Here is an 11,853-nt window from a genome sequence, read left to right on the forward strand (position 1 = left end):
CGCCGACGTGAGTCGGCGGACCAACTTCACATCCGCCGCGTTTCCGCGGCGGCTACCCGGTAACACCTGCATTCCCTGTGGGCTCTCAAACCGGTAGCCGCCGACATGAGTCGGCGGATCCCAATCGTGTTGGCCCCGACGTCAGTCGGTGGACCTCTCTCTCATCTGCGTGTCCTGCGTGATCTGCGGGCTTTCACTCGTAGCCACCGACGTCAGTCGGTGGATCATCTCCAATCTGTGTTCTGCGTGTTCCGCGGGCTCTGATTCGTAGCCGCCGACGGAAGTCGGCGGACCAAATTCGCATCCGCCGCGCTCCCGCGACGGCTACCAGTACGACGCGAGGCTTCCAGGCTGCCTGCACGGCACCACTCCGAGCGGCCTGAAAATGTCATGGCTGGTTCTGCGTGCTCTGGGTGCTCTGTGGGCTTTCAGTCGTAGCCACCGACGTGAGTCGGCGGATCCCTCTCTCTCTCATCTGCGTGTCCTGCGTGATCTGCGGGCTTTCACTCGTAGCCACCGACGTCAGTCGGTGGATCATCTCCAATCTGTGTCTTCTGCGTGTTCCGTGGGCTCTCTTCCGCGTGCTCCGTGGGACCAGCCCGCCTTCGGTGGGCTCTTTCGGCAGAATTGTCGTCTCCTGCGGATGATTCCCCTCTGTGGGCTTCACAGAGTTTCGGCCCCGGCATCCACGCCGGGATCCAAGCCCCGGGGAATCCCCGGGGGCACTGTCCGCCCGAAATCGCGTCAAAACCCCTGATTTTGGCCGTTTTTCACCATTTCTTGTCCCCACTCCAACGCCAAAACACCTCCGGCCGGCATCCGTAATCCACCGGACAACCCACGGCAATTCCCCAGGGCAAAGATCCGGGACCCGCCCTGATTGTCGGATTCTTCTCTTCTGCAATAGTGGTCGCGTGCATCGACGCAGAGGCGTGCGTCACGCGGGCACGCCCTGCCGGTCGATGCCGCAAACCAGGCATCCCGATGTGGGATGGTGCACGGCGGTTCGACCGGTCTTCGGGCCGCCGACACAAGGGCGAAAGCCTCGGGATGCACGTCCGGTCCGCCGGACACAAACGGGAACGGAGCCAATCGAAATGATCATGGTGGAGCGAACGGAATCCATGGCCCTGAGCCTGGAGCAGGAGCGGATCGAGTCGCCGCCCCTGCCCGCGTGGAAGCGTCTGCTGGACCTTCTGTGCATCGTGGCGAGCCTGCCGGTCACCCTCCCCTTGGGACTGGCCATCGCCGCCTACATCAAACTCACCTCACCCGGACCGGTCCTGTTCCGCCAGGAACGGATCGGGTACCGCGGCCGCCGATTCTGGTGCCTGAAATTCCGCACCATGCGGGTGAACGCCGACACCTCGTGTCATCGGCAACACCTGCAGCAGCTCATGCGGAGCGATGCGCCGATGATCAAACTGGATGTCAAGGGCGATCCCCGGCTCATCCGCGGGGGTGCCTTCCTGCGGGCCACCGGCCTGGACGAGCTGCCCCAGCTCATCAACGTGTTGCGTGGCGAAATGAGCCTGGTCGGCCCGCGCCCGTGCCTGCCCTACGAGTACGAGCAATACGATGCCTGGGCGCGCCAACGCTGCGAAGCCGTCCCGGGCCTCACCGGACTCTGGCAGGTCAGCGGCAAAAACCACACCACCTTCCGCCGGATGATCGAACTCGACATCCAGTACGCGCGAACCAAATCGCTCTGGATGGACCTCCGTATCATGGCGAAAACCTTCTCGGCCTTGGCGGCGCAGGTGCGTGAGACCCGCGCCGCTGTCCGCACCCCGGCGTCGTCATCCCCGACGACGCCGGCCGTTCCCGCCGCGAACGGTGCCGCCAAGGCCGCCTAAACTCTTTCGGCTCTTCTGCCGATTAATCAGCCATGGCAAAGCCTCTGACCGTTGGCGTGGTCGGATGCGGATATTGGGGTCCCAACCTCATCCGCAACTTCCGACAACTGCCGGATTGCCGGCTCAAATCCATCTGCGATGTCAGCCCGGAGCGACTGGCGCACATGCGCCGGCTCTATCCGGAAGTCCAGGGCACGCAGAGTTTCGACGAGATGGTGCAGGACCCCGAACTGGACGCCCTCGCCATCGCCACCCCCGTGCGGTTCCATTACCCCATGGCCCGCGCCAGCCTCCTGGCCGGCAAACACACCTTCATCGAAAAACCGATGGCCACCAGCGTGGCCGAATGTGAAGAACTCATCCAGCTGGCCGAGGAACGCGGCCTGATCCTCATGGTGGGCCACACGTTCCTCTTCTCCCCCGCGGTCCGCAAAATCAAGGAGATCATCAGCCGCGGCGACATCGGCCCGCTCCACTACATCGCCGCCCGCCGACTCAATCTGGGCCTGTTCCAGAAAGACATCAACGTCACCTGGGATCTCGCCCCGCACGACCTCTCCATCATCCTCTACATCATGGACAGCCTCCCCAGGACGGTCGCCTGCTGGGGCAACGCCCACATCACTCCGGGCATCGAAGACGTCACCAGTCTGCATCTGACCTTCGATCATCACCGGATCGCCATGGTCCACAGCAGCTGGCTCGATCCCAAGAAGGTCCGCGAGATGACCTTCGTGGGCACACGCCGAATGATCGTGTACGACGACGTCGCGGTGCACGAAAAAATCAAGATCTACGACGCTCGGGTCGAAGTGCCGCCGCATTACGACACGTTCGCCGAGTTCCAGTACTCCTATCACTACGGGGACATGTACGTGCCCTACGTGAAGCAGGAGGAACCCCTGAAGCTGGAATGCCAGCACTTCCTCGACTGCATCCGCAACGGACAGAAACCGCTCACCTCGGGGCGCGAGGGCATGGAAGTGGTGCGGATTCTCGAGCTGGCCTCCTGTTCCCTTCAACTCGGCGGCATACCCGTCGAGGTCAACGGAGCGGGTTCCCTTTCAGGGGCGAATGCGTCGGTTGGCCAGCGAACCAAATCGCTCCAGCCTCAACTTTCCCACCCATGAAACCCACCGGAGGCCGGGCCGTCTGGTGGCGGCGCCGCCTCCCGGGGCGGTGGCCCGCCCAATCCTCCAGCCGGGTCGGAGCCGGCCAGGCATCCGGCTGCACGGATCCCAACCTGGCCCGAAGGCTGCTCTTGCCTTGCGGCACGAAGTCAACAACCATATGAGCGACAAGACCATGCAACCCATCAAAGTCCCCTTCCTCGACCTCCAGGCCCATCACGCCCCGATCCTGGAGGAGGTCCGCGAGGCCATCGACCGCGTCATCCAGTCCAGCGCCTTCGCGGGTGGCCCGTTCGTCGCCGCCTTCGAAAAAGATTGGGCCGCCTTCTGCGGCAGCCGCTACGCCATCGGCGTGGGCAATGGAACCGATGCCCTCTGGCTGAGCCTGTTGGCGCTGGGAGTCGGTCCCGGCGACGAGGTCATCACCGTGCCCAGCACCTTCATGGCCACCGCCGAGGCTGTCTCGTTTTGTGGCGCGCGACCCGTGTTTGTGGACATCGACCCGCAAACGTACACCCTCGACCCCAGCCTGTTGGAGCGGGCCATCACCCCTCGCACCAAAGCCATCATCCCCGTCCACTTGTTCGGGCAGATGGCGGACATGGACCCGATTCTGGAGGTCGCCCGGCGCCACGGGATTCCCGTCATCGAGGACGCCTGCCAGGCACACGGCGCCACGTACAAGGGACGCAAAGCCGGCACCTTCGGCATTGCCGGCTGCTTCAGCTTTTACCCCGGCAAAAACCTCGGCGCCTTCGGCGAAGCCGGCGCGGTGGTCACGGACGACGCCGAGCTGGCCGCCCGAATCCAGAGCCTCCGCGACCACGGCCAGGTCCGAAAGTATCACCACAAATACATCGGTTGGAACGCGCGCATGGATGGCATCCAGGGCGCCGTCCTGCAAATCAAACTGCGTCGCCTGGCCGCAGCCAACGAAGCCCGCCGCACCCATGCGCGGCTTTACAACGAGCTGCTCTCCGACCTTGAGGAGATCGTAGTTCCCCAGGAGGCGCCGCATCGCACACACGTCTATCACGTGTATGCCGTGCGCGTCCCGCAGCGGGATCGGGTCCTCGACGCGCTCACCCGCCGCGGCATCGGTTGCGGCATCCATTATCCGGTGCCGGTCCACCTCCAGGAAGCCTACCACCCCCTCGGCCTGCGCGAGGGCAGCTTCCCCGTGGCGGAACAGTGCGCGCGCGAGTTCCTTTCCCTGCCCATGTACCCGGAGTTGCGCCCGGAGCAGATCGAACTGGTGGTGCGGGAACTGCGCGACTGTCTGGCGGAATTGAAAGTCAAGCCCCATGCCTGCGCAGCTTGAAATGCCGATGCAAAAGGTACGGACAGAGCCCCGGGACCCTCCGCCCGCCGGCTCTGCCCCGGCCCCGGCCTTGCGCTGGGTGGACCCGCTGCAGGTCCCGGATTGGGACCAGCGCGTCGCCCGGCTCCCCGGGGCCACGGTGTTTCACAGCCGCGGCTGGATCGAGGTCCTTCAAACCACCTACGGTCATCGCCCCGCCTACCTTTGCTTGGAACAAGGCGACCAATGGCTGGCCTGTCTGCCCCTGGCCGAGGTCTGTAGCCCCTTCACCGGCCGACGAGCCGTCAGCCTGCCCTTTACCGACCTGTGCCCGTGCTTGCGCACCGAGCTTGCCGCCGCACGCGCCTTGTGGCCCGGTCTGACCCGGCGCGCCCGCGAAGTGGGTTGGCAACATGTCGAACTGCGCAGCGCTGAAGTGGTTCCCCCCGGCACACCGCCGTCCCTGGAATTCCTCGGTCACGTCCTGGATCTCCGACCCGGCCCCGATGCCCTGCGCGCGCAGATGGACAGTGCCGCACGCCGCTCCCTGCGCAAGGCGCTCGACTCCAACCTGCGAGCCGATATCGCCACCGACCCCGCCGCCATGGCCGATTACTACCGGCTCCATTGCCGCACCCGCAAACGCCACGGACTCCCGCCGCAACCCTGGCGCTTTTTCCAACACCTGCAACGCTGTCTGGTGGACCGCGGCCAGGGCTTCGTCGTGCGTGTTCGCAAGGATCAGGCCGTCGTGGCCGCCGCGGTCTTCCTGCACTTCGGCAACCACGCCTTCTACAAATTTGGCGCCTCCGATTTGTCGGCCCAGGAATTCCGGCCCAATAACCTGGCCATGTGGGCCGGGATGCGCTATTGTTGCGAGCGTGGATTTCAGCAATTGCATCTGGGCCGCACATCCCTGTGGAACGAGGGATTGCGCCGGTTCAAATCCGGCCTGGGCGCCCGTGAAGAACGCATTCCGATCTTTTGCTGGAGTGCACGAACCGATCGGTTCCTCCCCCGGGAAGACAAAGCCAAAGGCTGGCACACCGTGATGTTTCGACTCCTGCCCCTGCCCTTGCTCCGGTTGGCCGGAGAGCTCCTTTACCCGCACATGGATTGACCGATATACTATGCGTGCAAGCAAAGACGAAGTGCCCCGATTATGAGTGACCCGATCCCCATCCAGGCCCGGCCGGCGCAGTCCGCGTCCTCCGGATTGAACGCGGCCGACCTGCAGTACATGCTCTTCCGCCACAAGTGGAAGATCCTCGCCTGTTTTCTGCTCGGCGTGGCCGCCGCTGCCTTCATCTATTTCCGAAATCCGCCTTCGTACGTCACCGAGGCCAAGATCCTGATCCGTTACATCCAGGAAAGCCGACCCACGGTGGCCAAGACCGAGGATTCCGACATCCGGACCCCCGACACCCGGGGAGAGAACATCATCAACTCTGAGCTCGAAATCCTCACGAGCCTCGACCTCGCCCTGCAGGTGGCCGACGCGGTGGGGCCGCGCAACATCCTGGCCGCCTACGGCGGAGACGAGGATCGCACCCGCGCCGCTGGGGTAGTGCGGGGCGGATTGGAGGTCGAGGTGCCACGTCGGAGCAACATCATCCGAGCGCGTTACCGACACCCCGATCCCATGATCGCGCGGCAGGTGCTCGACGCCCTGGTTCGCACCTACCTCGAGCGACACGTGGCCATCCACCAGGGCAGGGGAGTGTTGGACGATTTCTTCGCCCAGCAGGCCGATCAGATCCGGGCCCGTCTCGCACAGACCGAGGAGGAGATCAAGAAACTCAAGGCGGAGGCCAACATCATCTCTCTGGAAGAGTCCAAGCGGGCGCTGCTGGCGCAGTTGTCCCGGCTCCAGGACGAGTTGCTGGCTGCGGAAGCCGAGCTGGCCGAGCGCCGCGCAGCCCTCGGGCACCTGGCCGAAACCCTGGGCACCAACGCCATCCCCACCAACGCCACCCCGGCCGTGGCCCCCGACGTGGCCGAACAATACCGCATGGCCGTGGCGGAATTGGACGCGTTCCGGCGCCGCGAAAGCGAATTGCTCCTGCGCTTTGCCTCCGAGCACCCCTTCGTACGGCGCATCCGTGAGCAGATCGCGGTCGCAGATGAGCGGAAGCGGCAGCTTGAACAGGAGTATCCGGCCCTTCTCTCCACTCCGGTGGTGCCGCCGACCCTCGGCCTGAACACCAACGACGTCGCCCAAGCCGTGGCCCGCGTGCTGTCCCTCGAAGCCAAGCTCAAGGTTTTGTCCAACCAAATTACCCGCGTCAGCGGTGAAGCAGCCCGCGTGGCGGCTATCGAACCGCGCCTGGTCGAACTGGAACGCAAACGGGAGCTCGACGAGGCCAACTTGCGCTATTACTCCGCCAGCCTGGAAAAGGCCCGCGTGGAAGAATCCCTGGGAGCCGGGAAGATCACCAACATCAGCATTGTCCAAGCGCCTTCTCCTGCTGGCCGCGATCTGTTCGAGTTCGCCAAGCCGATGGCGCTTTGCCTGGGGGGCGGCCTGGCCCTGGGCCTGGCGCTGGCCTTTGGTTTGGAACGCATGTTCAATGTGGCCATTCGCCGGCCGGTGGACATCGAGCGAAACCTCCGCGTGCCGCTCATGCTCAGCATTCCGGTCATCCGCCGTCGCGGCGGGTGGTTCGGCTCCGGCCGGGCTTCCCGCAACGGACACGGTCCCAAGCCCGACTCGGGTGGCGGCTCGAGTCGTGTGGCCGGCGATTCTGCGCTTCCCGCAACGCCGGCGGGCGGCCCCTTGGCCGTGTGGTCGCAGAACGATCCCATGCGACCGTTCTTCGACGGCCTGCGGGATCGGATTGTCACTTACTTCGAAATTCGCAACATGACCCACAAGCCCAAACTCGTGGCCGTCACGAGTTGTCATCCCGGGGCGGGCGTCAGCACGCTGGCTGCCGGGCTGGCCGCCTCCTTGTCCGAGACCGGCGACGGCAACGTCTTGCTGGTGGACATGAACCTGGAACAGGGTGCCACGCAACAGTTCCAGCATGGCAAACCGGTGGTCGGGTTGGTGGAAGCCCTCGAGCAGGGCAAGACCGACGTCGCCATGGTCCAAGAGAACCTTTACCTGGTCTCGGCCGCCGAGACCAACGACCAGAAGCTGCCCCGCGTTTTACCCCGGCGCTTCGCGAACCTGGTGCCGAAAATGAAGGCCAGTCAGTTCGACTACATCATTTTCGACATGCCGCCCGTCTCCCAAACCACTCTGACGGCGCGACTGGCAGGTTACATGGACATGGTGTTGATGGTGGTGGAAGCCGAGCGCACCGGCCAGGAACTGGCCCGACGCGCCTATTCGCTGCTTCAGGAATCCAAGGCCAATGTCACGGCCGTGCTCAACAAAAAGCGGGATTACGTGCCGGAACGACTTCGGCAGGAACTTTGAGCCCTGATGGGCATGGACGCGATCCAGATTCGGATGAGGGTCGGGCTCGTGGTTGCATTGCCGAGGGACCTGCGGCGAGGAGTCCCCGGCCCGCAGCGCAACCCTGTTTCCCCGGCCGGTATCCGCCACCGGGCGCGTGGGAAGCCGTCTCGGGCCGGGGGGCCGGGCGTTGCTCGGCTCCAAAGACGGTCCATGCTGCGACGCAAAGGGCGGGTTTCGTTCTGTCCAGACAGTCGGTGCAGCGCAGGCTCGTGGGGTGGGGACGCGCAATCGGACTGGCGGCAGGCTGTCTGCGGCGCGTGAGAGAACGCGGGCGTAAACGGCTTTTAGAAGTCATCGGCTTCGGTCGATGAACCATTGCGTCGGCACCGGCCCGGCACGGGGCCGGAAGCCGATGCTTCGGGTTCGGTGGGCACAGGTCCGGCCGAACCCGGAACAAACATGAACGACAACGGAGTTGTCGGTGCCGGTCAATCGCAGCACTGCGAATTGACGGGGGCGGAGCCCGCCCTTCTGTTGTCCCGGCCAGCCGCCTCTCTTTCGCAGCGCCCCATTTCCGTGGCATATGTTCAATTCTGCGTAGTCTGCATGATCCGTGGGCTCTAATTCGTAGCCGCCGACGTCAGTCGGCGGATCCTAATCCGGTAGCCACCGACGGGAGTCGGTGGACCAGCTTCGCGTGCGCCGCGTTTCCGCGACGGCTACCCGGTGACTCCTGCATGCTCTGTGGGCTCTGACTTGTAGCCGCCGACATCAGTCGGCGGAAACTCCAGGCGTCGACGTGCACAACATCGCAACCCCATTCTGTCCGGTGATTACTCACCCCAAGCTTGATTCTGCGTGTTCTGCGTGATCTGTGGGCCATGATTTGTAGCCACCGACGTTAGTCGGTGGACCACTCTTCCATCTGCGTATTCTGTGTGTTCTGTGGGCTTTCACTCGTAGCCACCGACGACAGTCGGTGGATCGCCTCCAATCTGTGTGTTCTGCGTGTTCCGTGGGCTTTCTTCAGCGTGCTCCGTGGGCTTTCAGTCGTAGCCACCAACGGGACTCGGTGGACCAACTTCGCATCCGCCGCGTTCCCGCGGCGGCCACCGGATGAGGAGTTCCGCGGGCCCTCTTTGATCTCGCCAACTCTTGCGGACCCTCTCCGCGGGATTCGCGGAGTACCTTTTGGCCCATGTTCCGCAATCGCATCTGGTACACCCTGAAGCCGTTCCTGCCGCGCAGCCTTCGCCTGCGCCTGCGAAGGGCCTACACCCGTCGCCAACTGCGGCGTTACGGGGACATCTGGCCCATTCTGCCGGGCTCCGAAAAACCCCCGGAGGGCTGGTCGGGTTGGCCCGACGGCAGGCAATTTGCCTTCGTCCTCACGCACGACGTGGAGGGTTTCGACGGCCTGAGCCGGTGCCGGCGTCTCATGGAGCTGGAGCTGGAACTCGGGTTTCGCTCCTCTTTCAACTTCATCCCCGAGGGCGAATACCATCTCTCGCCCATGCTCCGCGACCAACTGGATCGGCACGGCTTCGAGGTCGGCGTCCACGATCTGCATCACGACGGACACCTCTTCGACAACCGCGAAGCCTTCCACCGGCATGCGGCCAAGATCAACCGTTACCTCCGCGAATGGCGCGCCGTGGGATTCCGCGCCGGATTCATGCTGCGACGACTGGATTGGCTCCACGACCTCGACATCGAGTACGACGCATCCACTTTCGACACGGATCCCTTTGAGCCCATGCCGGACGGCGCCGGAATGATCTTTCCATTCTGGGTCCCGGCGCCCGGATCTGCAGGGGATGCCGGAGGCGCCGCTCGGCGTGGCGGTTTTGTGGAACTCCCGTACACTCTGGTTCAAGACTCCACGCTCTTCCTGTTGCTCGAGAAAAACTCCCCGGAACTCTGGCTGCGCAAGCTCGACTGGATCGCCCAACACGGCGGCATGGTCCTGGTCAACGTTCATCCCGACTATCTTCGCTTCTCGGACGAACCCCAGGACCCCTTTACCTTCCCCGTCGAACACTACCGGCAGCTTCTTCAATATGTGGCCGAACATTATGCGGGTCGGTACTGGCATGCATTGCCGCGGGACGTGGCGCGGTTTGTTCGGAACCTCCCCCGGCCACCTGCTCACCGCCGGCCTCGCCGCGTGGCCATGGTCACGCACTCGGTGTACAGCCGGGACCACCGGATTATTCGCTATTCCGAGGCCCTTCGCGATGCGGGTCATGACGTGGAAGTCCTCGGTCTTCGACACTCCCCGGACCTGCCCCGGCGCGACACGGTGAACGGCGTCCGCGTCCATCGACTCCAGGACCGGTTCGGCAAACAAGAGAAGGGCCCGTGGCAACTGGCCAGGTCGGTGCTTGCTTTCTGCATCAAGGCCACTTGGCACCTGGTCCGCGAGCATCGCCGGCGCCCCTACGACCTGATCCACGTCCACAACGTCCCCGATTTCCTTGTCCTGACCGCGCTGTACCCGCGCCTCCGCGGCGCCCGGGTCATTCTCGACATCCACGACATTCTGCCCGAGTTCTTTTGCAGTCGTTTTGGTCGGCCGCAGACTTCTCTCTGGTTTTGGCTTTTGGCTTGGGCAGAGCGTCTCTCTGCCCGCTGCGCCGACCATATCATCATCAGCAACGATTTGTGGCGGCCGTTGTACGAGCGCCGCACGGGAACGAAGGGACGTTGCTCGGTCTTCATCAATCACGTGGATCTGGACGTGTTCCGACCCGACCTGCGGCCGGCTCGGAACGGATCCGAGGGGCCGCTGCTCATCTTCCCCGGTGGATTGCAGGAGCATCAGGGAATCGACATCGCGATTCGCGCCATGCCGCGGATCCGACAACGGTTCCCCTCAGTCGAGCTTCACATCTACGGGGACGGCCCGATGCGCGAACCCTGGGAGGCGCTGGCCCGGACTCTGGGACTGGCCGACGCGGTCAAATTCCACCTGCCGGTGCCGGCACGCGAGGTCGCGCAAAAAATGGCTGCTGCCGATGTCGGAGTTGTGCCCAAGCGCGCCGATTCCTTCGGGAACGAGGCCTACAGCACCAAGATCATGGAATTCATGGCCCTCGGCGTACCCGTGGTCGTTTCTGAAACACGCATCGACCGACATTACTTCGACGACTCTATGGTCCGATTCTTCCGCTCGGGCGATCCGGAGGCCCTGGCGGAGGCCGTGATCGAGGTCCTGGAGGACGCAGAAGCCACACGACGCAGAGTCGAGCGTGCGCAGGCGTATGCCCGGGCCCAGAGCTGGCAGGTGCGCAAGGCCGACTACCTCGCCCTGGTGGAGCACCTGTGCGGGGGCCGGGTACCGAACGGTCCTGACTCCGGAGCGCCCGCGGCGGCTCTGCCACCGGACACGGGCTCGACCCAAACTGCGCCTGCGGTCCCGGTAGCCGCCGAAAAGAAATGAAGGCAACCCGCCGAGTTCTGTGGGCTCCCAATATCGTAGCCGCCGACGGCAGTCGGTGGATCACCTCCAATCTGCGTGTTCTGTGTGCTCTGTGGACTTTCCTCGTAGCGCAGGCTTCCAGCCTGCTGGATCGCGGACTTCCGAGTCTGCGGGTATCCCGGCAAGGTGCGTGGCCTTGTCATTTCCGCGCCCGTAGCCGCCGACATGAGTCGGCGGATCACCTTCCATCGGTGTGTTCTGTGTGTTCTGTGGGCTTTTCGGTAGCGCAGGCTTCCAGCCTGCGGACGCCACGGAGTGGCAGGGAATCCAGCAGATCGGTGGCGCTGCCAGGGGTTGCCCGGGCTGCGGTGTGAGCTCGTGGAGGACTTCGGAACCGCCCGGTGTTTTGCGACGTCCGCCGGCTGGAAGCCGGCGATACGGCAGGTCGGAGACCTGCGCTCCTGAGGACGGCTCCCGCGGCTTTCATGGAGAAATCATTTCGTACCCGCATTGCCACATCATTCATCCGTTGTGTGGGAATTGAATGGCGGGATGCTGCGTATTCTGCGTGCTCTGTGGGCTTTACCGCGTGGCCGCCGACGGGAGTCGGCGGACCTGGGATCGTAGCCACCGACGGCAGTCGGTGGATCACCGTCTCGTCCGGATGTGGGCTTTCCTAGTAGCGCAGGCTTCCAGCCTGCCGTATCGCAGACCTCTGGTCTGCGAAGGCTACGGAGTTC

General features: G+C 64.2%; 6 protein-coding genes. All 6 read left to right on the forward strand.

Annotation, left to right across the window (positions count from 1 at the left end):
• The first annotated feature begins 1,103 nt into the window (after nucleotides 1-1,103).
• The 6 genes from ACPDIT_RS08625 to ACPDIT_RS08650 all read left to right on the forward strand — a co-directional run bounded on the left by ACPDIT_RS08625 (nucleotide 1,104) and on the right by ACPDIT_RS08650 (nucleotide 11,134).
• Nucleotides 1,104-1,856, forward strand: coding sequence for a sugar transferase (locus ACPDIT_RS08625; protein WP_423442799.1), 753 nt, complete (start codon nucleotides 1,104-1,106; stop codon nucleotides 1,854-1,856).
• Between the two features lie 32 nt (nucleotides 1,857-1,888).
• Complete coding sequence (locus tag ACPDIT_RS08630) at nucleotides 1,889-2,986, forward strand: Gfo/Idh/MocA family protein (RefSeq protein ID WP_423442800.1); 1,098 nt, start codon at nucleotides 1,889-1,891, stop codon at nucleotides 2,984-2,986.
• Between the two features lie 160 nt (nucleotides 2,987-3,146).
• Nucleotides 3,147-4,307, forward strand: a complete 1,161-nt coding sequence (locus ACPDIT_RS08635) for a DegT/DnrJ/EryC1/StrS family aminotransferase (RefSeq protein WP_423442801.1) — start codon at nucleotides 3,147-3,149, stop codon at nucleotides 4,305-4,307.
• A gap of 7 nt (nucleotides 4,308-4,314) precedes the next feature.
• Nucleotides 4,315-5,406 (forward strand): lipid II:glycine glycyltransferase FemX, encoded by a 1,092-nt coding sequence (locus ACPDIT_RS08640; RefSeq protein WP_423442802.1) that lies wholly within the window; start codon nucleotides 4,315-4,317, stop codon nucleotides 5,404-5,406.
• 42 nt (nucleotides 5,407-5,448) lie between these two features.
• Nucleotides 5,449-7,710 carry a polysaccharide biosynthesis tyrosine autokinase gene (locus tag ACPDIT_RS08645; RefSeq protein WP_423442803.1) on the forward strand — a complete coding sequence of 754 codons (2,262 nt, stop codon included), beginning with the start codon at nucleotides 5,449-5,451 and terminating at the stop codon, nucleotides 7,708-7,710.
• Between the two features lie 1,180 nt (nucleotides 7,711-8,890).
• On the forward strand, nucleotides 8,891-11,134 hold the full coding sequence (locus tag ACPDIT_RS08650; protein WP_423442804.1) for a glycosyltransferase: 2,244 nt from the start codon (nucleotides 8,891-8,893) through the stop codon (nucleotides 11,132-11,134).
• Nucleotides 11,135-11,853 lie beyond the last annotated feature (719 nt).

This window comes from Limisphaera sp. VF-2, from assembly GCF_049537125.1.
Classification (GTDB): domain Bacteria; phylum Verrucomicrobiota; class Verrucomicrobiia; order Limisphaerales; family Limisphaeraceae; genus Limisphaera.